This is a genomic window from Aquabacterium humicola (genome assembly GCF_030167915.1).
GTDB lineage: Bacteria > Pseudomonadota > Gammaproteobacteria > Burkholderiales > Burkholderiaceae_C > Pseudaquabacterium > Pseudaquabacterium humicola.
In genome coordinates this window covers 110,105-134,824 of sequence record NZ_JARGNB010000002.1, presented here as the reverse complement: position 1 = coordinate 134,824, position 24,720 = coordinate 110,105, and the positions used below count along the sequence as shown (strand labels likewise).

The window sequence follows — 24,720 nt, the reverse complement described above, 5'->3', positions numbered from 1 at the left end:
GCCCTCGCCTCGGCCTCCGCGCCAACCCCTCGATGACCCAGTTCGCCAAGGAAACCCTCGCCGTCAGCCTCGAAGAGGAGATGCGGCGCTCGTACCTCGACTATGCGATGAGCGTGATCGTCGGGCGTGCACTGCCCGACGCGCGCGACGGCCTGAAGCCGGTGCATCGCCGCGTGCTCTTCGCGATGCACGAGCTGAACAACGACTGGAACCGCCCGTACAAGAAATCCGCGCGCATCGTCGGCGACGTCATCGGCAAGTACCACCCGCACGGCGACACCGCGGTCTACGACACCATCGTGCGCATGGCGCAGGACTTCAGCCTGCGCCACATGCTCGTCGACGGCCAGGGCAACTTCGGCTCGGTCGACGGCGACAACGCCGCGGCGATGCGCTACACCGAGATCCGCCTGTCGAAGATCGCCCACGAGATGCTGGCCGACATCGACAAGGACACCGTCGACTTCGCGCCCAACTACGACGGCTCCGAGAAGGAGCCCACGGTGCTGCCGACGCGGCTGCCGAACCTGCTGGTCAACGGCGCGGCCGGCATCGCGGTGGGCATGGCCACCAACATCCCGCCGCACAACCTCAACGAGGTGGTCGACGCCTGCCTGCACCTGCTGAAAGCCCCGCAGGCGACGCTCGAGGAGGTGATGGAGATCATCCCGGCGCCGGACTTCCCGACCGCGGGCATCATCTACGGCCTCAACGGCGTGCGCGAGGGTTACCGCACCGGCCGCGGCAAGGTGATCATGCGGGCGAAGTGCCACTTCGAGGACATCGACCGCGGCCAGCGCCAGGCGATCATCGTCGACGAGATCCCCTACCAGGTCAACAAGAAGACGCTGCTCGAGCGCATCGCCGAGCTGGTGCACGAGAAGAAGATCGAGGGCATCAGCCACATCCAGGACGAGTCCGACAAGTCGGGCATGCGCGTCGTCATCGAGCTCAAGCGCGGCGAAGTGCCCGAGGTGGTGCTGAACAACCTGTACAAGCAGACGCAGCTGCAGGACACCTTCGGCATCAACATGGTCGCGCTGATCGACGGCCAGCCGAAGCTGTGCAACCTGAAGCAGCTGCTGGACATCTTCCTGGAGCACCGGCGCGAGGTCGTCACGCGGCGCACCGTGTTCGAGCTGCGCAAGGCGCGCGAACGCGGCCACGTGCTCGAGGGCCTGGCGGTCGCGCTGGCCAACATCGACGAGTTCATCGCCATCATCAAGAACTCGCCGACGCCGCCGGTGGCCAAGGCCGCGCTGATGAACAAGGGCTGGGACTCGTCGCTGGTGCGCGAGATGCTGGCCCGCGCCGAGGCGGACACCGCCGGCGGCCGCGCCGCCTACCGCCCCGAGGGCCTGCCGACGCAGTACGGCCTGCAGGCCGATGGCCTGTACCGCCTGTCCGACGACCAGGCCGGCGAGATCCTGCAGATGCGCCTGCAGCGCCTGACCGGCCTGGAGCAGGACAAGATCATCGGCGAGTACAAGGAGGTCATGGCGCAGATCTCCGACCTGCTCGACATCCTCGCCAAGCCCGAACGCGTGACGACGATCATCGCCGACGAGCTGACCGCGCTGAAGGCCGAGTTCGGCACGACGAAGCTCGCCGCGCGCCGCAGCGTGATCGAGCACAACGTGCAGGAGCTCGGCACCGAGGACCTGATCACGCCGACCGACATGGTCGTCACGCTCAGCCACACCGGATACATCAAGAGCCAGCCGCTGGCCGAGTACCGCGCGCAGCGCCGCGGCGGCCGCGGCAAGCAGGCGACGCAGACCAAGGAAGACGACTGGATCGACCAGCTCTTCATCGCCAATACGCACGACTGGATCCTGTGCTTCAGCAACCGCGGCCGCGTCTACTGGCTGAAGGTCTGGGAAGTGCCGCAGGGCTCGCGCAACTCGCGCGGCAAGCCGATCGTCAACATGTTCCCGCTGCAGGCGGACGAGAAGATCACAGTCGTGCTGCCGCTGACCGGCGAGTTCCGCAGCTTCCCGGCGGACCACTACATCTTCATGGGCACCGCGCTCGGCACGGTGAAGAAGACCTCGCTCGACGAGTTCAGCAACCCGCGCAAGGCCGGCATCATCGCCGTCGACCTCGACCCGGGCGACCACCTGATCGGCGCCGCGCTGACCGATGGCAAGCACGACGTGATGCTGTTCAGCGACGGCGGCAAGGCGGTGCGCTTCGACGAGGACGACGTGCGCCCGATGGGCCGCCAGGCCCGCGGCGTGCGCGGCATGATGCTCGAGGACGGCCAGCGCGTGATCGCGATGCTGGTCGCCGAAGACGAGACGCAGAGCGTGCTGACGGCCACCGAGAACGGCTACGGCAAGCGCACCTCGATCGTCGAGTACACGCGCCACGGCCGCGGCACCAAGGGCATGATCGCCATCCAGCAGAGCGAGCGCAACGGCAAGGTCGTCGCCGCGACGCTGGTGCGGCCGACCGACGAGATCATGCTGATCACCGACCGCGGCGTGCTGGTGCGCACGCGTGTCTCCGAGATCCGCGAGCTCGGCCGCGCGACGCAGGGCGTCACGCTGATCGCGCTCGACGACGGTTCGCAGCTGTCGGGCCTGCAGCGCATCGTCGAGAACGATGCCGCCGACGGCGCCGGCGATGCCGACGTCGACGCCGATTCCACTCCTCCGACCCCTTGAGACCCATGACCATGAAGCGTTGGATCGCGGCCGCCGTCCTGGCCGCCACCGCGGGCGTTTGCGCCGCACAAGGCGGCGCCGTCTCGCCGGCCAAGAAGGAGCTGGTGCAGAAGGTGCTGGCGCTGCAGAAGCAGAGCCTGGAGGCGATGGGCAATGCGCTCGTCGGCCAGGTCGGCAACCGGGTGCTGCAGGCCGCCGCGCAGGCGGCGTCGCGCGCGGCGCCCGACAAGCGCGAGGCCCTCGGCGTCGACATCAAGGCCGACGTGCGCAAGTTCTACGACGAGACCGCGCCGGTGGTGCGCGAGCAGGCCGTCAAGCTGGGGCCGACGCTGATCGGCAGCGCGCTCGAGGAGAAGTTCAGCGAGGACGAGCTGAAGATCCTGATCACCTGGCTCGAGTCGCCGGTGAACCGCAAGTTCCAGGAGTTCGCCGGCGAGATGCAGCGGCAGCTGCAGCAGAAGCTCGTCGCCGAGACGCGCCCGACGCTGGAGACCAAGCTGAAGGCCCTCGACCAGACGATCGCCCGGCGCTTGACCGAAGCCGGCGTGCCGACCGCGGCGCGCAGTGCGTCGGCGCCGGCGTCGAAGCCGGCGGCAGCGAAGAAGTGATGCGGCTTCCGACCTCCACGCGATGAGCACGACCCGACGCCCGTTCAACTTCGCTCCCGGCCCGGCCACGCTGCCCGAGTCGGTGTTGCGCCGTGCCGCCGAGGAGATGCTCGACTGGCACGGCAGCGGCATGGGCGTGATGGAGATGAGCCATCGCGGCCCCGAGTTCGTCTCGATCGCCGAGAAGGCCGAGAGCGACCTGCGCACGCTGCTCGCGGTGCCGGCGCAGTTCCGCATCCTGTTCATGCAGGGCGGCGGCCTGGCCGAGAACGCGATCGTGCCGCTGAACCTGTCGCGCGGCGGTGCGGTCGACGTGGTGGTCACCGGTGCGTGGTCGCAGAAGTCGGCCAAGGAAGCCCGGCGTTATGCCGACGTGCAGGTCGCCGCGAGCAACGAGGCCGACGGCCACACGACGCTCCCTGACCCGGCCACCTGGCAGCTGCGGCGCGGCGCGAGCTACGTGCACGTCTGCACCAACGAGACCATCCACGGCATCGAGTTCAACACGCTGCCGGACCTGAAGGCGCTGGGCAGCGATGCGCCGCTGGTGATGGACTGCTCGTCGCACATCCTGTCGCGTTCGATCGACTGGTCCAAGGTCGGCCTCGCCTTCGCCGGCGCGCAGAAGAACATCGGCGCGGCCGGTGTCACCGTGGTCATCGTGCGCGAGGACCTGCTGGGCCATGCGCTCGCGGCCTGCCCGTCGGCCTTCGACTACAAGACCGTCGCCGACAACCGCTCGATGTTCAACACGCCGCCGACCTACGCGATCTACATCGCCGGGCTGGTGTTCGAGTGGATCGCGGCGCAGGGCGGTGTCAGCGCGCTCGAGGCCCGCAACATCGAGAAGGCGCGCCTGCTGTATGCGGCGCTCGACGGTTCCGACGGCTTCTACGACTGCCGCGTCGCGAAGAACGCACGCTCGCGCATGAACGTGCCGTTCTTCCTGCGCGACGAGTCGCTCAACGAGGCCTTCCTCGCCGCCGCGAAGGACCGCGGCCTGCTGCAGCTGAAGGGCCACAAGAGTGTCGGCGGCATGCGCGCGTCGATCTACAACGCGATGCCGCTCGAAGGCGTGCAGGCGCTGGTCGACCACCTGAATGACTTTGCCCGCCGCCATGGCTGACACCCCTGCCTCCCCGCCCGCGCCGGTGCAGCCCGAGCTGCTCGCACTGCGCGAGCGCATCGACGCGGTCGACCGCGATCTGCTGGCGCTGCTGAACCGGCGCGCGCAGCTCGCGCTGGAAGTCGGCGAGATCAAGCGCCGCGAAGGCTCGGTCGTCTTCCGGCCCGAGCGCGAGGCCCAGGTCATCGACGGCCTGAAGGCGGTCAACCCGGGTCCGCTGCAGAACGAGAGCGTCGCGCCGATCTGGCGCGAGGTCATGTCGGCCTGCCGCGCGCTCGAGACGCCGACGCGCGTCGCCTACCTCGGCCCCGCCGGCACGTTCAGCGAAGAGGCCGCGCTCGGCTTCTTCGGCAGCTCGATCGTGCGCGTGCCTTGCGCGAGCTTCGACGAGGTCTTCCGCGCCACCACCGCCGGCGCCGCCGACTTCGGTGTCGTGCCGGTCGAGAACTCGACCGAAGGCGTGGTCGCACGCTCGCTCGACCTGTTCCTGACGACGCCGCTGTTCATCATCGGCGAGACCAGCCTGATCGTGCGCCACAACCTGCTGCGCAAGCAGAACGCGCTCGAGGGCATCCGCACCGTCTGCGCGCATCCGCAGGCGCTGGCGCAGTGCCACGACTGGCTGAGCCACCACCTGCCCGACGTCGAGCGTCGCCCGGCGTCGAGCAATGCCGAAGGCGCGCGCCTGGCGTCGCTCGATCCCTCGCTGGCGGCCATCGCCAGCCCGCGCGCGGCCACCGAGTTCGGCCTGCACATCGTCGCCCCGGCCATCCAGGACGACGCGCACAACCGCACCCGCTTCGCGATCATCACGCACCCGGACCGCCACCCGGCGCCGAAGCCCTCCGGCCACGACTGCACCAGCCTGATCGTCTCGGTCGACAACAAGCCCGGCGCGGTGCATGACATGCTGGTGCCGCTGAAGGCGCATGGCGTGTCGATGACGCGCTTCGAATCCCGCCCCGCGCGCTCGGGCCAGTGGGAGTACTACTTCTACATCGACATCGAGGGCCATCCTGACGATGCGCGCGTCGGCACCGCGTTGCGGGCCCTGCGCGAGGCCTGCGCCTTCTTCAAGGTGCTGGGCACCTACCCGATCGACGTGCACTGACGACAGAAGCGAAAGAACGAATCGGCGATGTTCAACCAGCTCGGCGTCATCGGATGCGGCCTGATGGGCGGCTCGTTCGCGCTTGCGCTCAAGCGCGCGGGGCTGGTGCGCCGCGTGATCGGCTACAGCAAGTCGCCATCGACCACCGAGCTCGCGAAGCGCCTGGGCGTGATCGACGACGCGGCCGAATCCGCGCTGCTCGCGGTGGCCGGCTCCGACATCGTGCTGCTGGCGGTGCCGGTGGCGGCCACCGAGGCCACCTTCAAGGCCATCCGCCACCTCGTCGAGCCGGGCGTGCTGTTCATGGATGTCGGCTCGACCAAGCGCGACGTCGTCGACACCGCGCGCCGCGTGCTGAAGGAACGCATCGGCTCCTTCGTGCCGGCGCATCCGATCGCCGGCAAGGAAAGCGCCGGCGTGACGCATGCGGACGCGGCGCTGTACAGCGGCCGCCAGGTCATCCTGACGCCGCTGCCCCAGACCGATCCGGTGCTGGTGCAGAAGGCCACCGACGTCTGGTCGAAGATCGGCTCGCAGGTGCTGAAGATGTCGGCCGAGAACCACGACGCGGCCTTCGCGGCGGTGAGCCACCTGCCGCACCTGCTGGCCTTCGCGTACTTCTCGGCGATCATCAACCAGCCCGCCGGCCGCGACTTCCTGTCGCTGGCCGGCCCCGGCTTCCGCGACTTCACCCGCATCGCCGCCAGCGACCCCGCGGTCTGGCGCGACATCCTGCTCGCCAACCGCGAGGAAGTGCTGAAGCAGACGCAGCGCTTCCGCCATTCGCTCGATGCGATCGAGCATGTCATCAAGGCCGGCAATCCGCAGGCGCTCGAGGACCTGATCCGCGGCGCCGCCGACGGCCGCAGCGGCTGGCAGATCGGCGGCGGCCGCGGCGGCTCGTCCGGCAAGTAGCCCTTCCCTTTCCGCGCCGGCCGCTCGCGGCCGGCTCCTCGATCCCCGACGCGCCATGTACGACCTTCCCCACCTCGACCTGCCGCCGCTGCGCGAGGCCAGCGGCCGCGTGCGCCTGCCCGGATCGAAGAGCATCTCGAACCGCCTGCTGCTGCTGGCGGGACTGAGCGAAGGATCGACGCGGCTGCACGACCTGCTGGAGTCGGACGACACCCGCGTGATGCTCGCCGCGCTGCGTGCGCTGGGCTGCGGCATCACGCACGAAGCGGGCGGCAGCGTGACCGTCGAGGGTCTCGGCGGCCGGCTGGCCGTGCATGAGGCGTCGCTCTTCCTCGGCAATGCCGGCACCGCGATGCGGCCGCTCGCCGCGGCGCTGGCGGTGCTGGCCGCGCTGCAGGGCGGCTCGTTCGAGCTCTCCGGCGTGCCGCGCATGCACGAGCGGCCGATCGGCGACCTCGTCGATGCACTGCGCCAGCTCGGCTGCGCCATCACCTGCCTCGGCCAGGACGGCTACCCGCCGCTGCGGCTGGCCGGCGAGGCCGGCGGCCAGCTCCGGACGCAGGCCCCGATCCACGTGCGCGGCGACGTCTCCAGCCAGTTCCTCACCGCGCTGCTGCTGGCGCTGCCGCTGGCCAGCGACGCCGGCCCGGTGACCATCGCGGTCGACGGCGAGCTGATCAGCAAGCCCTACGTCGACATCACGCTGAACCTGCTGACGCGCTTCGGCATCGCGGTGCACCGCGACGGCTACGCGTCCTTCACGATCCCGCAGGGCAGCCGCTACCGCTCGCCGGGCGAGCTGCATGTCGAGGCCGACGCGTCGTCGGCCTCGTACTTCGTCGCGCTGGGCGCGATCGCCGGCATGCACGGCGCGGTGCGCATCGACGGCGTCGGCCTCGATTCGATCCAGGGCGACATCCGCTTCGTCGACGCGGCGCGCGCGATGGGAGCGCTGGTCGAGGGCGGCCCCGGGCACCTGGAGGTGCGCCGCGGCGCCTGGCCGCTGAAGGCGATCACGCTCGACTGCAACCACATCCCCGACGCCGCGATGACGCTGGCGGTGATGGCGCTGTACGCCGACGGCACGACGCGGCTGACCAACATCGCCAGCTGGCGCGTCAAGGAGACCGACCGCATCGCCGCGATGGCCGCCGAGCTGCGCAAGATGGGCGCGACGGTCGACGAAGGCCCGGACTGGATCGCGGTGACGCCGCCCGAGCGCTGGACGACGGGATCGATCCACACCTACGACGACCACCGCATCGCGATGTGCCTGTCGCTGGCGGCCTTCAACCCGGCGCGGCTGCCGGTGCGCATCCTCGACCCGAAGTGCGTCGCGAAGACCTTCCCGGACTACTTCGAGACGCTGTTCTCGATCGCCCGCACCGAACCCGAAGCGATCCCGGTGATCACCATCGACGGCCCGACCGCCTCCGGCAAGGGCACGCTGGCGGCCAGCGTCGCCGCGCGCCTGGGCTGGCACCAGCTCGACTCGGGCATGCTGTACCGCGCCACGGCGCTCGCCGCGCAGCGCCAGGGCGTCGCGGCGGACGACGAGGCCGCGCTGGCGCGCGTCGCCCGCCACCTGCAGCTGCGCTTCGACGGTGAGCGCGTGCTGCTGAACGGCGACGAGGACGTGGCCACCGAGCTGCGTTACGAAGCCGTCGGCGCGATGGCCTCGAAGATCGCCGCGCTGCCGGCGGTGCGCGCGGCGCTGAACGCGCTGCAGCTGTCCTTCCGCCAGCTGCCGGGGCTGGTCGCCGACGGCCGCGACATGGGCACGGTGATCTTTCCGGACGCGCCGCTGAAGGTCTTCCTCACGGCCAGCCCCGCGCAACGCGCGGAACGCCGGCATAAGCAATTGATTTCTAAGGGAATTTCGGCTAGCATCGCCGACCTTCGGGCCGACCTCGAGGCACGCGATGAGCGGGACAGAAACCGTGTCGTGGCCCCGTTGAAGGCTGCGGAACATGCGCTTTTGCTCGACAACTCGGGCCTCTCGATCGACCAATCGGTCGACCAGGTGCTCGGATGGTGGAACCAGCGCAACCCGTTCGGCTGAACGGGAATCGGAAGTCGAATCCCCGTTGTTTGAACGGGGAGTCGGAAATCGAGTCGAATCAGCCTTTAGCCGTCCCGCTGCGCTTCCCGCCCTTCGTCGCCTGACGAGCCCCGAGCGCCGCGGATCCTGCAACCAACCGCAGCCCTCGGCTGCATCACCCCCGCCGGCTCTACACCACCAACCTTGGGTTCCGCCGGCACCAAGGAAATCCACATGTCCCAAACCCAAACTGCCACCACGTCCAGCGGCATGGAAAGCTTTGCCGCGATGTTCGAAGAGTCGCTGCAACGCAGCGACATGCGCGCCGGCGAAGTCATCTCCGCCGAAGTCGTTCGCATCGAGTTCAACCACGTGGTGGTGAATGCCGGCCTCAAGAGCGAGGCCTATGTCCCGATCGCCGAATTCAAGAACGACCAGGGCGAGCTCGAAGTCCAGGTCGGCGACTTCGTCTCGGTGGCCATCGACGCCATCGAGAACGGCTACGGCGACACCATCCTGTCGCGCGACAAGGCCAAGCGCCTGGCGTCGTGGCTGTCGCTGGAGAACGCGCTCGAGTCCGGCGACTTCGTCACCGGCACCGTCTCCGGCAAGGTCAAGGGCGGCCTGACCGTGCTGGTCAACGGCATCCGCGCCTTCCTGCCCGGCTCGCTGATCGATACGCGTCCGGTCAAGGACCTGACGCCGTACGAAGGCAAGACGATGGAGTTCAAGGTCATCAAGCTCGACCGCAAGCGCAACAACGTCGTGTTGTCGCGCCGCGCCGTCGTCGAGGCTTCGATGGGCGAAGAACGCGCCAAGCTGCTCGAGACGCTGACCGAAGGCGCCATCGTGCACGGCGTGGTCAAGAACATCACCGAGTACGGCGCGTTCGTCGACCTCGGCGGCATCGACGGCCTGCTGCACATCACCGACATGGCCTGGCGCCGTGTCCGGCACCCGAGCGAAGTGGTGACGGTCGGCCAGGAGCTGACGGCCAAGGTCCTGAAGTTCGACGCCGAGAAGAACCGCGTCTCGCTGGGCATCAAGCAGCTGGGCGACGACCCGTGGCACGGCGTGTCGCGCCGCTACCCGTCGGGCACGCGCCTGTTCGGCAAGGTCACCAACATCGCCGACTACGGCGCGTTCGTCGAGATCGAGCCGGGCATCGAAGGCCTGGTGCACGTCTCCGAAATGGACTGGACCAACAAGAACGTGGCCCCGGCCAAGGTCGTCTCGCTGGGCGACGAGGTCGAGGTCATGGTGCTCGAGATCGACGAGGACAAGCGCCGCATCAGCCTGGGCATGAAGCAGTGCAAGGCCAACCCGTGGGAAGAGTTCTCTTCCAACGTCAAGCGCGGCGACCGCGTCAAGGGCCCGATCAAGTCGATCACCGACTTCGGCGTCTTCGTCGGCCTGTCGGCCGGCATCGACGGCCTGGTGCACCTGTCCGACCTGTCCTGGCACGAAGCGGGCGAGCAGGCGGTGCGCAACTACAAGAAGGGCCAGGAAGTCGAAGCGATCGTGCTCGGCATCGATGTCGAGCGCGAGCGCATCTCGCTGGGCATCAAGCAGCTCGACGGCGACCCGTTTGCCAACTACACCTCGGTCAACGACCGCGGCGTGCTGGTCAACGGCAAGGTCAAGTCGGTCGACCCGCGCGGCGCCGAGATCCAGCTGACGGAAGACGTCACCGGCTACCTGCGCGCTTCCGAAATCAGCCGCGACCGCGTCGAGGACGCCCGCAACGTGCTGAAGGAAGGCGACGAGGTCTCGGTGATGATCATCAACGTCGACCGCAAGGCGCGTTCGATCCAGCTGTCGATCAAGGCCAAGGACGCCGTCGACCAGCAGGAAGCCATGCAGCGCCTGGCGCAGAGCAACGAGCGCGAGACCGCCGGCACGACCAGCCTCGGCGCCCTGCTGCGCGCCAAGCTGAACGACCGCGAGTAGTTGTTGGCCCCGGCCGCCTGGCGGCCGCCCCCGAGGGGCTGACCAAACCGGACCGGGAAACCCGGATCCGGTTTGGCGCTCCGACAGGGACCGCGCTCCCCAGGCCGCCTTCGGCGGCCTGTCCCCTCCGGGGAATACAAGGCTGAACCACCGACATGACCCGATCCGATCTCGTGGCCAAGCTGGCCGAACGCTTCGGCCAGCTGACGCAGCGCGACACCGAATTCGCGGTCAAGACGATCCTCGATGCGATGACCGACGCGCTCGCGCGCGGCCACCGCATCGAGATCCGCGGTTTCGGCAGCTTCTCGATCAACCGGCGGCCGCCGCGCGTCGGGCGCAACCCGCGCAGCGGCGAGAAGGTGACGATCCCCGAGAAGCTGGTGCCGCACTTCAAGCCCGGCAAGGCGCTGCGCGAATCGGTCGACGACCGCCTGCCGGTGCTCGACGACGAACCGCCGTCGCGCTGAAGCGGCCCGCGTCAAGACTGTTTCGAGGGACCCACACGGGTCCCTTTTTCATGGAGCCGCCCGAGCACCATTCATAGAATGGCGCCGCGATGCGCATCCTCGTCTGGGCCGTGCGGGCCTTCATCTTCTTCACGCTGTTCGCGTTCGCGCTCAACAACGAACAGCAGGCGGTCGTGAACTGGTTCTTCGGCGCGCAGTGGCGCGCGCCGATGGTGATCATCGTGCTCGCCGCGTTCGCCGGCGGCGCCGCCCTGGGCGTGCTGGCGATGGTGCCGGCATGGTGGAAGCATCGCCGCGTCGCGCGCCGCGCCACGCCAACGCCCCCCCCGCCGCCGAAGCAAGCGGCCACCGAGCCCATCACCGTGACGCCGTCCGAGTTCGGACCCGAGCACCCGCCGCGCGAAGGCCTGTAGACGCGGCGCATGGAGAACTTCGACTTCTTCCAGTGGTTGCTGATCGGCCTGCCGGTCGCCTTCGCACTCGGCTGGACCGCCTCGCGCTTCGACCTGCGGCAGTGGAAACGCGCCGACCGCGCCGCGCCCAAGGCCTACTTCAAGGGCCTGAACCTGCTGCTCAACGAACAGCCCGACAAGGCCATCGATGCCTTCATCGAGGCGGTGCAGGCCGATCCGGACACCAGCGAGCTGCACTTCGCGCTCGGCAACCTGTTCCGCCGGCGCGGCGAGTTCGAACGCGCGGTCCGCGTGCACGAACACCTGCTGCAGCGGGCCGACCTGGCGACGGCCGACCGCCAGCGCGCGCAGCATGCGCTGGCGCAGGACTACATGAAGGCCGGGCTCTTCGACCGCGCCGAAGAGGCCTTCCGCGCGCTCGAAGGCACGCCCTTCGACACCGAGGCGCGGCTGGCGCGCCTGGGCCTCTACGAACGCTCGCGCGACTGGCGCGGCGCCGCGGAAGTGGCCGTGCAGCTGGAAAAGAGCGGCACCGGTTCCTTCGCCACCCGCATCGCGCATTACCAGTGCGAACTGGCGATCGAAGCCGACGACCGCGGCGACAGCGCGGCCGCCGACACGGCGCTGGCGAAGGCCCACGAGGCCGCGCCGCATGCGCCGCGGCCCCTGCTGCTGCGCGCGCAGCGCCTCGCGCGGCAGGGACGCACGGACGACGCGATGGCCGCCTGGGCCGAGCTGCGCCAGCGTGCACCCGAATCCTTCGCCCGCCTCGCGCACGAATTCGCCGCCTTCGCCCAGTCGGCCGGCCAGACCGAGGCGGCGCTGCAGGTGCTGAAGCAGCTGTACGAACGTTTGCCGGGCATCGACCTGCTGCGCGCGCTGGCGACGCTGGAAGGCACGCCGGCGGGCGCCGCGCCGCAGCTGCTGGAGCTGCTGCGCAGCCAGCCCAGCCTGTCGGCGGCGCTGGAGCTGCTGGACACGCCGCGCGCCACCTGGCCCGAGTTTGCGCGCCAGAGCGTGCGCGACGCGGTGGCCCGCGCCGCGCGGCCGCTGCAGCGCTACCGCTGCGCCGCCTGCGGCTTCGAGGCCCAGCGGCACTTCTGGCAGTGCCCGGGCTGCCTCAGCTGGGACAGCTTCCCGCCCCAGCGCATCGAGGAGCTCTGAGGCCTGCTCAGCCTCGGCGCGCCATGCGGCGCGACGCCGCCCCGAGCGCGGCCAGCGCAAGCGCCACCAGCGCCAGGCCCGGCGGCTCGGGGATCCCCGGTGGCGGCGGCGGCGCCAGCACCAGCGACGTCTCGATGTGCAGCGTCGATGCCGAGGTGTGCCGCTCGGCGAAGAAGAAGTCGAAGCTGTAGGTGCCGGCCGCCTTCGCGCCGGGCGTGCCGAAGCCGAACAGCGTGTCCAGGCTCACGGTGGACGAGGCCGCGCCATGCACGCCGCCCAGGTCGATGCCGATGATCTTGTCGAAGTAGACCCAGACGTCGTCGTCGCCGGTGAAGCTGAAGGTCTGGCCGGTGCCCGGCGCGTAGTCGAACGTGGCGGCGATCTGGTAGGTGAAGTGGAAGTTGGTGCCCGGCACGCCGGTGTTCAGCAGCAGGCCGTCGATCGGGAAGAAGCTGAGGTCGGTGTACTCGTAGATGCCGGGGCTGCCGGCCTTCTCGGTCAGCGTCAGCGCGAGCGGCATCGAGTCCGCGGCCTTGGTGTACCAGAGCGGGAAGCCGCCGGCACCGGCGCTGCTGATCAGCGTCGAGCCGAAGGCGGTCAGCGTCGGCGAGGGTCCGGCGAGCGTCGGGCTCACCAGGCCCGGGACGAGGCCGATGATCGACCCCTCGAAGTTGACGCCGTCGGCGGCGAAATCGCGCACCGTGCCGGTCAGGGTGATGGCCGCCTGGGCGGCGATGCTGCCGGCGCACAGCAGCGCCGCGGCAGCGAGGTGGGGCAGGCGCATCGACATCAGGGCCTCCTCTCGACGACACACAACAGGTGTCGTTGTGCGCCAGTGTTGCACTGCGCGCGGCCCCGTGGCGTCTGCGTGCTAGGGGTCACCCCGCGTTCGCGGGAGTCGATGGCGCTCAGCCGCGCGGCCGCTTCAGGTGCTCTTCCAGCTTCGCCAGCACCGCCTCGCACGTCGGCACCTGGCCCTTGCCGCCGAGGCTCCCGACGCGCCCCGGCCCGGTGATGCCGGCCAGCCCCGGCTCGTGGTCGCAGTAGATGCCGATCGTCGGTGCGCCGAACGCGGCACCCAGGTGCGAAAAGCCGGTGTCCAGCCCGACCACCTGGCGCGCCTGGCCGAGCACCGCGGCGGTCTCGGCGACGGTCAGGAACGGCGGCACGAGGCCGTCGCAGCCGGCGGCGATGCGCTCGGCGCGCTGGCGCTCCTCGTCGTTGCCCCACAGCACGACCGGCTTCAGCCTGGCCCGCACGAGACGCTGGCCGACGGCGATCCAGTGGTCTTCCGGCCACAGCTTCTCCGGCCGGCTGGCGCAGGGGATCAGCGCGGCACCGAGCACCGGCGCTTGCCACGATCCCGAGGGCGGCGCGTGGATCCCGAAGTCGGGCGGTTCGGGCGGCATCGGGTAGGCCAGGTGCGCGGCAGCGAGGCGGCGGCAGCGCTCGACGGCATGCAGCTCGCGCGACACCGCGGCGGTGCGCTGGTAGCACAGCGCCGCCAACGGCTCGCGGATGCTGGCGCGGTCGTAGCCGACCAGCGGGCCGCGCGCCTGCAGCCCCCACATCACGCTCTTCAGCAGGCCCTGCAGGTCGAGCACGAGGTCGTAGGACTCGCTGCGCAGTTCGTCGCGCAAGGCCGTCATCGCTGCGCGCGTCTCGCGCTGCAGCAGCGACTTGCGCCACTTGCGCCAGGCCAGCGGCAGCACGCGGCGCACCGCCGGATGCAGGCGCGGGATCGCGGCGAACGGCGCCTCGACCAGCCAGTCGATCACCACGCCCGGCCGCAGCCGCCGGATGTCGCTGATCGCCGGCAGCGCATGGACCACGTCGCCCATCGACGAGGTCTTGACGATCAGCAGCTTCACGTCACTGGCCCCTCGGCGGCGGAGTACCGCCACCGGTCCCCCGAGGGGACTTCGCCGGCCTTGGGGCGGCCCGGCGGCCGGCTCACCCGCGCGCCTTCTCGGCCACCAGCGCCGGGTTGAAGCGCGGATCGTTGTACATCTTGAACTGCCGATAAACCTTGAAGTACGCGCGTCCGGCGGCCGCATCGGCCAGCAGCGCATCGAGGCATTGCCCCAGGTCGGCGCGCTGCTGCTCGAGCCGCGCCAGCTTGCCGCGGCTGGAATCGACGTGCGCCGCGTCGACGTCGGTGCGCAGCGTCTGCGCCCGCATGGCGTGCACCTTCAGCGCCATGATCGACATGCGGTCGATCATGCTGCCGGCGGTCTCGCTGTTCAGGCGCGCGCCGGCGGGCACGGTCGACACGGGCGCGTCGGTGCGCGCCGAGGCCGCATCGACGAGGCCCAGCGCGATCAGCAGCAGCTCGTCGACCCGTTCGGTGGCGTCGTTGCGGGCCTGGTTGAAGCCGTCGATCGCGCGCTTGTTGGCGGCGATCTCGCTGTCGGACACCTTGGTGCGGCGCGCCAGGTCTTCCTCGGCCCACAGGCGGCAGTTGAAGCGGTGGTTGCTCTGCACCCAGCGCCACAGGCCGTCGTCGCGGGGGGCCGGCTCGTCGCCGGGCCAGTCGGCGCGCGCCAGCAGGTCGTCGTGCAGCGCGATCACCTCGGCGGCGCGCGGAAGGGTCGGCGGTGAATCGCTCATGGTCGCGGATGGCAGAATGCGGACCCGGAATTATCCTTGGCTTGCTCAGCGCCCGGCACGGCGGCGCCAACGCCGTCCCCCGTAAAGCATGACGCCGCCTCGCCCGTTGATCGTTCGCCTGCGCAACTGGGTGGGAGACGTGATCCTCGGCGTGCCTGCGCTGCGGCTGCTGCAGTCGCACGGCTACGAGCTGCAGCTGGTGGGCGAGCGCTGGGCCGCGCCGCTGCTGGCCGGCGAACAGTGGGCGACGCATGCGCGGCCCAAGCGGTTGAAGGAGCGTGTCGCGCAGCTGCGCCGACTGCACGTCGACGCGGCGGCACGCGACCCCGGCTTCGACCGCCGCGAGAACGCGCTGGTGCTGCCGACCTCCTTCTCCAGCGCGCTCGAGATGCGCCTGGCCGGCCTGAAGGCGGTGGGCTACCGCCAGGAAGCCCGCAGCCTGCTGCTTCGCCGCAGCGAGCCCCTGGTCTACGGCGGCCATGCGCTCGCCAGCTACTGGCAGCTCGCCTGCCGCTTCCTGCGCATGGACGCCGCGCCGCCGCCGGTGATCGATCTGAAGACGCGCCCGGCCGACCAGCAGCGGGCCGACGAGGTGCTCGCGCGCGCCCAGGTGCGGCCCGGCTTCGTCGTGGTCTGCCCGTTCGCCGGCGGCCTGTTCGAGGACCAGGAGAAGACCTGGCCGGCCTTCCCCGAGTTCGCGCTGGCGCTGCAGCGCTGCGGCCGCGATGTCGTCGCCTGCCCCGGGCCGGGCGAAGACGCGCTGATCACCTCGCACTACCCGGGCGTGAAGCTGCTCGCCGGCGTCGACCTCGGCGCCTACGGAGGGCTGCTGCGGCGGTCCGCGCTGGTGGTGTCGAACGACACCGGGCCGGCCCACCTCGCCGCCGCGGTCGGTGCGCCGGTGCTCAGCGTGCTCGGACCGACCAAGCCCGAACAATGGGCCCCCTGGGGGCCGACCGTGCAGATCGTGCGCCGCTGGCCCGAGTGGCCGTCGGTCGACGAGGTGATCGAGCGCGTGCAGGCGCACCTGGCCGATGGCGGAACCGCGGCACCCGCGCCCGCACCGGCCGAGACCCGCATCGGATGAGCCCTTCGCCGCCGCTGCGCCACGTCGGCATCGGCCTCGGCCACATCCGCCACTGGAACGACGGCCTGGGCGAGTTCTCGCGCCAGCTGTGCGGCGCGCTCGCCGCGCGCGCCGACGAGCTGCGCGAAACCGAGCGCATCGCGCTGCACTTCCACCTGCCGGCCGCGTTCCAGGGCCTCTTCGGCGACCGCGTCGGCTACCTGCCGACCCACACGCTGCAGCGGCTGCTGCATGTCGCCGCGCCGCGCTTCGCGGCCGAGGGCGGCCAGCGCTTCGACCTCTGGCACACGCTGCACCAGCACAACCGCCTGCGCGCGCCGCTGGGGTCGCGCCGACGCATCGAGACGGTGCACGACCTGAACTTCCTGCACACCAAGAGCGGCGCCAAGCGCGAGCGCTATCGCGCACGCCTCGCGCGGCGGCTGGCGCCGCTGGACGCGGTGGTCGCGATCACGCACTACGTCGCCGGCGACCTCGCGCGCGAGCTGCCCGCGCTGCGCACGCCGCCGGTCGTGGTCCACAACGGCGCGACCGACCTGACGCGCATCGCGCAGACCCGCCCCGAGGGCCTGCCCGAACGGCCGTACCTCTTGCACGTCAGCAGACTGGCGCCGACGAAGAACATCGCCGCGCTGCTCGACCTGGCCGCGGCCTGGCCCGACCACGCGCTGGTGCTGGCCGGCGCGACCAGCGACTACACCGCCACCGTCGAGCGCGGCATCGCCGAACGCGGCCTGGCCAACGTCACGCTGCGCCTGGACATCAGCGAGGCCGAGAAGGCCTGGCTCTACGCCCACTGCGAGGGCTTTCTGTTCCCGTCGCTCGCCGAAGGCTTCGGCCTGCCGCCGATCGAGGCGATGCACTTCGGCAAGCCGGTGTTCCTGTCACGGCTGACCTCGCTGCCGGAAGTCGGCGGCGACGCGGCCTACTACTTCGACCGCTTCGACGCCGCGCACATGCGCGCGGCCATCGAAGCCGGCCTCGCTGCGCACCGCACGCCCGGCCGGGCCGAGGCCACCACCGCCCATGCCCGCCACTTCGCGTGGCCACGCTGCGCGGACGCGTACCTTGGCGTCTATCGGCGCGTCCTGGCCTCCGGCCGGGGGTGACGGGCAGCATGAAGCGCATCGCCATCGTCGTGCAGCGCTACGGGGCCGAGGTCAACGGCGGCGCCGAGCTGCACGCGCGGCTGCTGGCGCAGGCGCTGCGCCCGTTCTACGAGATCGACGTGCTGAGCTCGCGTGCGCTCGACTACCGGCATTGGCATCCGCACTATCCGGCAGGCGAGTCGACGCTGGACGGCTGCCGCGTGATTCGCTTCGACCATCCGCCGCGCACCCGCGGTCGCCAGCGCAACCTGCCGCTGCGCCACAAGCTGCGTTTCCTGCTGCGCGGCTGGCTGCCGCGGCTCGGCCTGCGGCCAGTGGCCGAACCGGCGGGCGACGAGGTGCTCGACGGCGTGCGTTACCTGCGTGCGCAGGGCCCGACGATGGACGGCCTGATGGCGCACCTCGCGCAGCACGCGGCCGACTACGCGGCGCTGATCTTCCTCACCGCACGCTTCCATCCGACCGCGCTGGGCGTGCTGGTCGCGCCCACGCGCAGCCTGCTGGTGCCGACGCTGCACGACGAGAAGACGATGGTGCTGCCGCATTTCCACCGCGTCTTCCGCGCGCCGCGCCGCATCCTCTACAACACCGCGGCCGAGCAGGCCGTCGCACGGCGCCTGTACGGCGACGACCTGGCGCCCGGCGAGGTGGTCGGCGTCGGCATCACGATGCCGGCTGCGCAGGACGAGACGGCCTGGCCGGCGCTGGCCGCGAAGCACGGCCTCGCCGGCCGCTACCTGATCTACGTCGGGCGGGTCGATGCCAGCAAGGGCTGCGACGAGCTCTTCGACCACTTCGCGCGCTTCGCCGATCGGCATCCCGAACCGCTGCAGCTGGTCGTCTGCGGCAAGCTGGTGATGCCCGCGCCGGCCCATGCGCGCATCGTGCTCGCCGGCTTCGTCGACGACGCCGAGCGCGATGCGCTGGTCGCGCACGCCGCGGCGCTGGTGGTGCCGTCGCGCCACGAGAGCCTGTCGCTGGTGCTGCTGGAAAGCCTGGCGCAGGGCTGCCCGGTGATCGTCAACGCCGGCAGCGAGGTGCTGCGCCGGCATGTGCAGGACAGCGGCGTCGGCGCCAGCTACGAGGGCTTCGAGGGCTTCGCAGGCGCGGTCGCGCGCACGCTGGCGCTCACCGAAGCCGAGCGGGCCGACCAGGCCGAGCGCGGCCGCCGCTACGTCGCCGAGCGCTACGGCTGGCCGCGCATCGTCGCGCGCTACCGGGCCCTGATCGAAGAGATCGACGCCGGCCCCCGAAACCCCGAGACGCCCCGATGAACGCCCCGACGCAGGAACTGACGGACTACACAACCTGGAAGCAGTGGGACGCGGCGCAGTTCGGCCGCTGCTCGCGCGGCGATGCGCGCTACTTCGCCTGGCACCTCGCGCGCTGCCACCCGGCGCCGATCGCCCAGGCGCTCGAGATCGGCTTCGGCAACGGCAGCTTCCTCGGCTACGCCCGCAGCCGCGGTGTGACGGTGGTCGGCATCGAGACGCAGGACGAGCTGCGCCGCCGCGCGGCAGCCGCGGGCATCGAGGCCCATGCCGCTATCGACGGGCTCGGCGAGCGGCGCTTCGACCTGATCGCCGCCTTCGATGTCTTCGAGCACATCGAGCAGGCCTCGCTGATCCCGCTGTTCCAGCAGCTGGCCGGCCTGCTCGAACCGGGCGGCGTGCTGCTGTGCCGCGTGCCGAACGGCGAGTCGCCGTTCGGCCGCATCTACCAGCATGGCGACCTGACGCACGTGACGACGCTGGGCCTGTCGAAGCTGCGCCAGATCGCCAGCGCCAGCGGGCTCGTGATCACCTGCCATGGCGAGGTGCCGTGGTATCGCAGCGCGCGCAATCCGAAGCGCCTGGCGCGCGCCGGGCTGCGGCGGCTGATCGAACGTGTGGTCGCCTTCGCCTACCACTGGGACGCCGAGGCGCTGGCGCCGAACCTGGTGGTCGGCTTGCGCCGCGCCGGCAGCTAACGCGCCAGGAGAGCGTTTGCCGCCGGCGCCCGCGAGACCGTCGCCGGCTGCCAGCCGAAGAAGCTCAGCACCTCGTCGCGCCGCGCCATCGCATCGGCCATGCCCAGCGCCATCAGCTCGCGCGTGTACGAGGCCTCGAACAGCAGGTAGCTGGCCAGCGCCGCGCCGCGGGCATCCTGGCCCGAGCCGCTGACGCCGACACCACGCAGCAGCGCCCGCACCGGCGCCGGCAGGTCGTGCTGGTGGCGCGCGGCGATGTCGTCCAGGCGCTGCGACGGCGCGATCACCAGCGCCTGCAGGCTGCGCAGCGGCGTCTTCAGCCGCGCCTCCTCGGGCAGCAGCGCCAGCGTGCGGTTGACGCGCTCCATGCGCTCGACATCGAGCATCAGCGCATCGAGGAAGATGCCCGACAGCGCATGGCCGGCGATCTGCGCCAGCGTCGGGTAGCCGGTGTTGGCCACATGGCGTCCCGGTGGTTCGTGCATGCGCCCGGCGCCGATGATCACCAGCCGCTGGGCCCCGAGGTGGATCGCCGGCGAGATCGGCGCGGTCTGGCGCATCGAGCCGTCGCCGAACCATTCGCGGTGGTCGTCGCGGGGCAGTTCGGCGGCCGGGAAGACGAACGGGATGGCCGACGACGCCAGCAGGTGGGTGTGGTCCATCCGCGCCGGCACCGCAACGCGCTGCGAGCGGGTCCACGGCTCGACCGCGCTGGCTGCCTGGTAGAAGGTGACGTGCTCGCCGCTGGAGTAGCTCGACGCGGTGATCGCCAGCGCCTGCAGGTGGCGCGAGGCCAGCAGCGACGGCAGGCGGTCGAACTGCACCGTGCGCATCAGCAGGTCGTGCAGCGGGCTGTTGTCGAGCAGCGAACGCGGCCGGGCGCGGCGCCAGCGCGCCAGCACCCAGCCGATCGACAGCATCGTCAGCCATTGCGCGCCGCTGCGGATCACGCCGAGCGAATCGGCGCGGTAGACCTGCTCGGCATGGAACTCGCGCCAGACGCGCGACAGCACCTCGACCGCCGCATCGAAGCGGTCGGCCTGGCAGGCCAGCGCCGCGCCGTTGATCGCGCCGGCGGAGGTGCCGCAGATGACGGCGAAGGGGTTGCGGCGCAGGTCGGTGCCCGACTCGCGCCGCAGCTTGGCCAGCGCGTTGAGCACGCCGACCTGGTAGGCGGCACGCGCACCACCGCCGGTGAGGACCAGGCCGGTGATGGGCGTTTCGTACATGGCGACATTCTGTCGCCGGGACGACGGGCAACCCGCTCGGGAGTTGCCCGAAGCGGACGGTCACTCGCAGCGGATCAGTCGTGCTTGTTCTTGTGCTTGCCGTGGCCTTGGCCATGGCCTTTCCCCGGATGGCCGTCGCCGCGCACGTGCTGGTTGTACCAGCGGTCCTCGACGAAGTAGACCGGCACGCCGCAGGCACCGTAGTGCTTGCAGTGATGGCGCCAGTTCTTGCGGTGACCCGGCGGCACCCACATGTAGACCGGCTGCACCGGCTGGGCTACGACGACCGGCCCAGGCTGGTGAATGATCACCGGTTGCGGCAGCACGACCGTCGGCTGGGGGAAGCGACCGATATCGATGCGGCCGTAGACGCCGGGCTGGCTGATGCCGATGGACACGCCGACGTCGGCGGCGTGCGCGGTGCTGCCGAGGGCACCGAAAAAGACGGTCAGGCCGATCGATGCGGCGGTGATGGTTTTCATGAGGCACTCCTCGACCCGGCGGGTCGTCGAACGATATTTCAACGGGGGCCCGGCGCCACCCGTTGTCAGCGGACATGCCGTCGTCGCGTCAGCCATGGCTTGCGAGCTGTGCAAGATGTCACGGACTGGCGATCCGGCCGCGTCGGCGACCCGCGGCGCTAGCCTTCGTAGACGATCGCCGCCTGCCCGTTGGTCAGCGCCTGCCAGCGCTGCAGCGCCTCGTCGCTGGGCCAGAAGCGGCCGTCGTCGCCGAGGTCGAGCTCGGCGCTGGCGGTCGGCCGGCGGATCGCGAGGCGCACGCCCAGGCCCTGCACGAGGTCGCCCTGCTCGGTGCTCTCGCGCTTGGCCGGCCAGTCGCGCAGCAGGTCGGTCAGCGGCCGCAGCTCGCCGTCGAGCGCCCCGTTAAGTGCGCCGTTGAGTGCGCCGTTGAGTGCCACCTGGAGATAACGTCCGAAGCGGGCGCGTGCCGCGGCCAGGCTCCACACCTGGTTGACATTCAGCCGCAGGCCGCCGGAGAAGCGGTCCGGCTGCACCTTGCCCTGCACCACCAGCAGCTCGTCGTCCTTCAGCAGGTCCTTGTTCGCCTCGATCAGGTCGTCGTTGGCGACGGCCTCGATGGCTTCGCTCTTGTCGTCGAGCTTGAAGATCGCGACGCGGCCGCGCTGGCCGTTGACGAATCGCAGCTCGCTGACGATGCCGGCCAGCATCTGCGGCTCGCGGCTGTCGACGAGGTCGGCGATGCGCCGCTTGCAGAAACGCCGCACCTCGGCTTCGTTCTGGTCGAAGAGATGGCCGCTGAGGTAGAAGCCCAGCGCCGTCTTCTCGTGACCCAGGCGCTCGCGGATCGTCCAGTCCTCGCCGGGCTGCAGCGGCGGCTCCTGCGTCGACGAGCCGTGCACGTCGCCGAGGTCGTCGAAGAGGCCGCCCTGCGAGGCGTTGACCACCTGCGTCTCCGCCCAGTCGAAGGCCAGGCCCACCGAGGCCAGCAGGCTCGACCGGTCGGGGTTCATTGCGTCGAAGGCGCCGCCCTTGATCAGCGCCTCGACGACGCGCTTGTTGACGCGCTTGCGGTCGACCCGCGCGCAGAAGTCGAAGAAGCTGCGGAAGGGGCCGTCCCCGGTGCCGGAGGCACCTGCGGTGCCGGAGGCACCTGCGGTGCCGTCGCGCGCCTCGACGATCGCCTCGATCGCGCCCTGCCCGGTGCCCTTGACCGCACCGAGGCCATAGCGCACCAGCTTGTCGGTCACCGGCTCGAAGCGCCAGACGCCGCGGTTGACGTCGGGCGGCTCGAAGGCCACCGCGAACAGCTTCGCATCGTTCAACAACACCTTCAGCTTGTCGGTGTTGTCCATTTCGATGGTCATGTTGGCCGCGTAGAACTCGGCCGGGTGGTGCACCTTCAGCCAGCCGGTGTGGTACGCGAGCAGCGAGTACGCGGCGGCATGGCTCTTGTTGAAGCCGTAACCCGCGAACTTCTCCATCAGGTCGAAGACCTCGTCGGCGGTCTGCTCCGGGATGTCCTTCTTCGCCGCGCCCTCGCGGAAGATGATCCGGTGCTTGGCCATCTCCTCGGGCTTCTTCTTGCCCATCGCGCGGCGCAGCAGGTCGGCGCCGCCGAGCGAGTAGCCGCCCAGCACCTGCGCGGCCTGCATCACCTGCTCCTGGTAGACCATGATCCCGTAGGTCTCGGCCAGCACGCCCTCGAGCAGCGGGTGCGGGTACTCGACCTTCTCGCGGCCGTGCTTGCGCGCGACGAAGCTCGGGATCAGGTCCATCGGGCCCGGCCGGTACAGCGCGTTCAGCGCGATCAGGTCCTCCAGCCGGCTCGGCTTGGCGTCGCGCAGCATGCCCTGCATGCCGCGCGATTCGAACTGGAACACGCTTTCGGTGAGGCCCTCGCTGAAGAGCTTGTAGACGCGCGGGTCGTCCAGCGGCACGGTCTCGAAGGAGAAGCCCTTCTTCTCGGGATGGCGCGCGACGATGAAGTCCTTCGCCAGCTCCAGGATCGTCAGCGTCGCCAGGCCCAGGAAGTCGAACTTCACCAGGCCGATCGCCTCGACGTCGTCCTTGTCGTACTGGCTCACCGCCGAGTCGCTGCCGGGCTGCTGGTAGAGCGGGCAGAAGTCGGTGATCTTGCCCGGCGCGATCAGCACGCCGCCGGCGTGCATGCCGATGTTGCGCACGATGCCCTCGACACGCGTGGCCAGCGCCAGCAGCTCGGCCACTTCCTCGTCGGACTGCTCGCGCTGCTCGAGCTCGGGCGCTTCCTTGCGGGCGTAGATGATGCTGCTGTCGGGTTCGTCGGGCACCTTGGCCAGCGTGACGGTCTTGCCCGGGGGCGCGGGGATCAGCTTGGCGATCGAGTCGACGTGGCCGTAGCCCATGCCCAGCACGCGGCCGATGTCGCGCAGGGCGGCCTTCGCCGCCATCGTGCCGAAGGTGGCGATCTGGCTCACCGCCTGGCGGCCGTACTTGTCCTTGACGTAGTCGATCACCCGGTCGCGGTTGCCCTGGCAGAAGTCGATGTCGAAGTCGGGCATCGACACGCGCTCGGGGTTCAGGAAGCGCTCGAACAGCAGCTTGTACTGCAGCGGGTCGAGGTCGGTGATCTTCAGCGCATAGGCCACCAGCGAGCCGGCGCCCGAGCCGCGGCCGGGGCCGACCGGGCAGCCGTTGTTCTTCGCCCAGTTGATGAAGTCCGCGACGATCAGGAAGTAGCCGGGGAAGCCCATCTTCAGGATCGTCGCGATCTCGAACTCGAGCCGCTCGACGTACTCCGGCCGCACCGCGTCGCGCTTCGCGGCGTCGGGGTACAGCGCCAGCAGGCGATCCTCGAGGCCCTCGAAGCTCAAGCGCCTGAAGTACGCGTCCATCGGCATCGGCGCGCCGTTCTCGATCGGCGTCGGGAAATCCGGCAGGTAGTTCTTGCCCATCGCCAGCTGCAGGTTGCAGCGGCGCGCGATCTGCACGCTGTTGGCGATCGCCGAGGGCACGTCGGCGAACAGCGCCTCGATCTGCGCCTGGGTCTTGAAGTACTGCTCGCGCGAGAAGCGCTTGGTGCGTTTCGGGTTCGCCAGCGTCTCGCCGTCGGCCACGCACACGCGCGCCTCGTGCGCGTCGAAGTCGTCCGGTGTCGCGAACTGCACCGGGTGCGTCGCGACGACCGGCAACTGCAGCTCCGCGGCCAGCGGCACGGCGGCGCGCACGTGCGACTCGTGCGTCGCGAGCCCGGCACGCTGCAGCTCGATGTAGAAGCGCTGCGGGAACAGCCCGGCCAGCCGCCGCGCGGCCATCGTCGCGCGTGCGATGTCGCCGGCCAGCAGTGCCTGTCCGACCGCGCCGAACTCGGCGCCCGACAGCGCGATCAAGCCGCCGCCCAGCTCCTCGAGCCATTCGAGCTTCAGCCAGGCCTGCGCCCGCTGCGCGTTCTGCACCCAGCCGCGCGCGAGCAGCTCGCACAGGTTCAGGTAGCCCTGCCGGTCCTGCACCAGCAGCAGCAGGCGGCTGGGCTGCTTGCCGTCGCCGCCGAGCGAGGCGTCGGGCTCGAGGAAGACATCGGCGCCGATGATCGGCTTGATGCCCTTGCCGCGACAAGCCTTGTAGAACTTGACCGCGCCGAACAGGTTCGACAGGTCGGTGATCGCCAGCGCCGCCTGGCCGTCCGCCTTGGCCGCGGCGGCCGCATCGTCGATGCGCAAGGTGCCGTCGACGACGGAATATTCGGTGTGAGTGCGCAGGTGGACGAACGGCATCGGCGGATTTTAAGG

General features: G+C 70.4%; 20 protein-coding genes. 14 read left to right on the top strand and 6 right to left on the bottom strand.

Going from position 1 to position 24,720, the window contains the following annotated elements; all coding sequences use genetic code 11:
• Positions 1–32: 32 nt before the first annotated feature.
• The 10 genes from gyrA to lapB all read left to right on the top strand — a co-directional run bounded on the left by gyrA (position 33) and on the right by lapB (position 12,467).
• Complete coding sequence (gene gyrA / locus P1K89_RS10890) at positions 33–2,669, top strand: DNA gyrase subunit A (protein ID WP_284616474.1); 2,637 nt, start codon at positions 33–35, stop codon at positions 2,667–2,669.
• Between the two features lie 11 nt (positions 2,670–2,680).
• Positions 2,681–3,277, top strand: coding sequence for a DUF2059 domain-containing protein (locus P1K89_RS10885; protein WP_284616473.1), 597 nt, complete (start codon positions 2,681–2,683; stop codon positions 3,275–3,277).
• Positions 3,278–3,299: 22 nt separating this feature from the next.
• Entirely contained in the window at positions 3,300–4,403 is a 1,104-nt protein-coding gene (gene serC, locus P1K89_RS10880) for a 3-phosphoserine/phosphohydroxythreonine transaminase (RefSeq protein WP_284616472.1), read from the top strand.
• A complete protein-coding gene (gene pheA / locus P1K89_RS10875; protein WP_284616471.1) occupies positions 4,396–5,514 on the top strand; it encodes a prephenate dehydratase in 1,119 nt (372 codons plus the stop codon). Before serC ends, pheA begins: the two co-directional genes overlap by 8 nt.
• A gap of 27 nt (positions 5,515–5,541) precedes the next feature.
• Positions 5,542–6,429: a prephenate dehydrogenase gene (locus P1K89_RS10870; RefSeq protein ID WP_284616470.1), complete on the top strand. Its 888-nt coding sequence runs from the start codon at positions 5,542–5,544 to the stop codon at positions 6,427–6,429.
• 55 nt (positions 6,430–6,484) lie between these two features.
• Positions 6,485–8,491: a bifunctional 3-phosphoshikimate 1-carboxyvinyltransferase/cytidylate kinase gene (locus tag P1K89_RS10865; protein ID WP_284616469.1), complete on the top strand. Its 2,007-nt coding sequence runs from the start codon at positions 6,485–6,487 to the stop codon at positions 8,489–8,491.
• Positions 8,492–8,704: 213 nt separating this feature from the next.
• Positions 8,705–10,420, top strand: coding sequence for a 30S ribosomal protein S1 (gene rpsA, locus P1K89_RS10860; RefSeq protein ID WP_284616468.1), 1,716 nt, complete (start codon positions 8,705–8,707; stop codon positions 10,418–10,420).
• 155 nt (positions 10,421–10,575) lie between these two features.
• The gene (locus tag P1K89_RS10855) at positions 10,576–10,890 is read left to right on the top strand and encodes an integration host factor subunit beta (RefSeq protein WP_284616467.1); all 315 of its coding nucleotides are present in this window, start codon (positions 10,576–10,578) and stop codon (positions 10,888–10,890) included.
• 89 nt (positions 10,891–10,979) lie between these two features.
• Entirely contained in the window at positions 10,980–11,303 is a 324-nt protein-coding gene (locus tag P1K89_RS10850; RefSeq protein WP_284616466.1) for a lipopolysaccharide assembly protein LapA domain-containing protein, read from the top strand.
• A gap of 9 nt (positions 11,304–11,312) precedes the next feature.
• Positions 11,313–12,467 (top strand): lipopolysaccharide assembly protein LapB, encoded by a 1,155-nt coding sequence (gene lapB / locus P1K89_RS10845; RefSeq protein WP_284616465.1) that lies wholly within the window; start codon positions 11,313–11,315, stop codon positions 12,465–12,467.
• Positions 12,468–12,474: 7 nt separating this feature from the next.
• Here the strand turns inward: lapB and P1K89_RS10840 are convergent, their stop codons facing one another.
• From P1K89_RS10840 to P1K89_RS10830, 3 genes are all read right to left on the bottom strand, one after another.
• Positions 12,475–13,257 carry a fibro-slime domain-containing protein gene (locus P1K89_RS10840; RefSeq protein ID WP_284616464.1) on the bottom strand — a complete coding sequence of 261 codons (783 nt, stop codon included), beginning with the start codon at positions 13,255–13,257 and terminating at the stop codon, positions 12,475–12,477.
• Positions 13,258–13,375: 118 nt separating this feature from the next.
• Complete coding sequence (waaC, locus tag P1K89_RS10835) at positions 13,376–14,338, bottom strand: lipopolysaccharide heptosyltransferase I (RefSeq protein WP_284616463.1); 963 nt, start codon at positions 14,336–14,338, stop codon at positions 13,376–13,378.
• Between the two features lie 82 nt (positions 14,339–14,420).
• The gene (locus P1K89_RS10830) at positions 14,421–15,077 is read right to left on the bottom strand and encodes a DUF4254 domain-containing protein (protein WP_284616462.1); all 657 of its coding nucleotides are present in this window, start codon (positions 15,075–15,077) and stop codon (positions 14,421–14,423) included.
• 106 nt (positions 15,078–15,183) lie between these two features.
• On the opposite strand from P1K89_RS10830, the gene P1K89_RS10825 reads away from it, so the two are divergent.
• The 4 genes from P1K89_RS10825 to P1K89_RS10810 are packed head-to-tail and all read left to right on the top strand — an operon-like array spanning position 15,184 to position 19,242.
• Positions 15,184–16,164 (top strand): glycosyltransferase family 9 protein, encoded by a 981-nt coding sequence (locus tag P1K89_RS10825; RefSeq protein ID WP_284616461.1) that lies wholly within the window; start codon positions 15,184–15,186, stop codon positions 16,162–16,164.
• Positions 16,161–17,273, top strand: a complete 1,113-nt coding sequence (locus P1K89_RS10820; protein ID WP_284616460.1) for a glycosyltransferase family 4 protein — start codon at positions 16,161–16,163, stop codon at positions 17,271–17,273. Before P1K89_RS10825 ends, P1K89_RS10820 begins: the two co-directional genes overlap by 4 nt.
• A gap of 8 nt (positions 17,274–17,281) precedes the next feature.
• Positions 17,282–18,547: a glycosyltransferase gene (locus P1K89_RS10815; RefSeq protein WP_284616459.1), complete on the top strand. Its 1,266-nt coding sequence runs from the start codon at positions 17,282–17,284 to the stop codon at positions 18,545–18,547.
• A complete protein-coding gene (locus tag P1K89_RS10810) occupies positions 18,544–19,242 on the top strand; it encodes a class I SAM-dependent methyltransferase (protein WP_284616458.1) in 699 nt (232 codons plus the stop codon). Before P1K89_RS10815 ends, P1K89_RS10810 begins: the two co-directional genes overlap by 4 nt.
• Here P1K89_RS10810 and P1K89_RS10805 read toward each other — a convergent pair.
• The 3 genes from P1K89_RS10805 to dnaE form a co-directional block, all read right to left on the bottom strand.
• A complete protein-coding gene (locus tag P1K89_RS10805) occupies positions 19,239–20,471 on the bottom strand; it encodes a patatin-like phospholipase family protein (protein WP_284616457.1) in 1,233 nt (410 codons plus the stop codon). The genes P1K89_RS10810 and P1K89_RS10805 overlap by 4 nt on opposite strands.
• A gap of 74 nt (positions 20,472–20,545) precedes the next feature.
• Positions 20,546–21,049 (bottom strand): hypothetical protein, encoded by a 504-nt coding sequence (locus tag P1K89_RS10800; protein WP_284616456.1) that lies wholly within the window; start codon positions 21,047–21,049, stop codon positions 20,546–20,548.
• 62 nt (positions 21,050–21,111) lie between these two features.
• Positions 21,112–24,705 carry a DNA polymerase III subunit alpha gene (gene dnaE, locus P1K89_RS10795; RefSeq protein ID WP_284616455.1) on the bottom strand — a complete coding sequence of 1,198 codons (3,594 nt, stop codon included), beginning with the start codon at positions 24,703–24,705 and terminating at the stop codon, positions 21,112–21,114.
• Positions 24,706–24,720: the final 15 nt, after the last annotated feature.

Coding starts and splice junctions, on each gene's coding strand:
- P1K89_RS10810 (WP_284616458.1), top strand. CDS start 18,544: ATGAACGCCCCGACGCAGGAACTGACGGACTACACAACCTGGAAGCAG.
- P1K89_RS10800 (WP_284616456.1), bottom strand. CDS start 21,049: ATGGCTGACGCGACGACGGCATGTCCGCTGACAACGGGTGGCGCCGGG.
- P1K89_RS10865 (WP_284616469.1), top strand. CDS start 6,485: ATGTACGACCTTCCCCACCTCGACCTGCCGCCGCTGCGCGAGGCCAGC.
- P1K89_RS10885 (WP_284616473.1), top strand. CDS start 2,681: ATGAAGCGTTGGATCGCGGCCGCCGTCCTGGCCGCCACCGCGGGCGTT.
- P1K89_RS10805 (WP_284616457.1), bottom strand. CDS start 20,471: ATGTACGAAACGCCCATCACCGGCCTGGTCCTCACCGGCGGTGGTGCG.
- P1K89_RS10870 (WP_284616470.1), top strand. CDS start 5,542: ATGTTCAACCAGCTCGGCGTCATCGGATGCGGCCTGATGGGCGGCTCG.
- pheA (WP_284616471.1), top strand. CDS start 4,396: ATGGCTGACACCCCTGCCTCCCCGCCCGCGCCGGTGCAGCCCGAGCTG.
- P1K89_RS10850 (WP_284616466.1), top strand. CDS start 10,980: ATGCGCATCCTCGTCTGGGCCGTGCGGGCCTTCATCTTCTTCACGCTG.
- rpsA (WP_284616468.1), top strand. CDS start 8,705: ATGTCCCAAACCCAAACTGCCACCACGTCCAGCGGCATGGAAAGCTTT.
- P1K89_RS10855 (WP_284616467.1), top strand. CDS start 10,576: ATGACCCGATCCGATCTCGTGGCCAAGCTGGCCGAACGCTTCGGCCAG.
- lapB (WP_284616465.1), top strand. CDS start 11,313: ATGGAGAACTTCGACTTCTTCCAGTGGTTGCTGATCGGCCTGCCGGTC.
- serC (WP_284616472.1), top strand. CDS start 3,300: ATGAGCACGACCCGACGCCCGTTCAACTTCGCTCCCGGCCCGGCCACG.
- gyrA (WP_284616474.1), top strand. CDS start 33: ATGACCCAGTTCGCCAAGGAAACCCTCGCCGTCAGCCTCGAAGAGGAG.
- P1K89_RS10815 (WP_284616459.1), top strand. CDS start 17,282: ATGAAGCGCATCGCCATCGTCGTGCAGCGCTACGGGGCCGAGGTCAAC.
- dnaE (WP_284616455.1), bottom strand. CDS start 24,705: ATGCCGTTCGTCCACCTGCGCACTCACACCGAATATTCCGTCGTCGAC.
- P1K89_RS10830 (WP_284616462.1), bottom strand. CDS start 15,077: ATGAGCGATTCACCGCCGACCCTTCCGCGCGCCGCCGAGGTGATCGCG.
- P1K89_RS10840 (WP_284616464.1), bottom strand. CDS start 13,257: ATGTCGATGCGCCTGCCCCACCTCGCTGCCGCGGCGCTGCTGTGCGCC.
- P1K89_RS10820 (WP_284616460.1), top strand. CDS start 16,161: ATGAGCCCTTCGCCGCCGCTGCGCCACGTCGGCATCGGCCTCGGCCAC.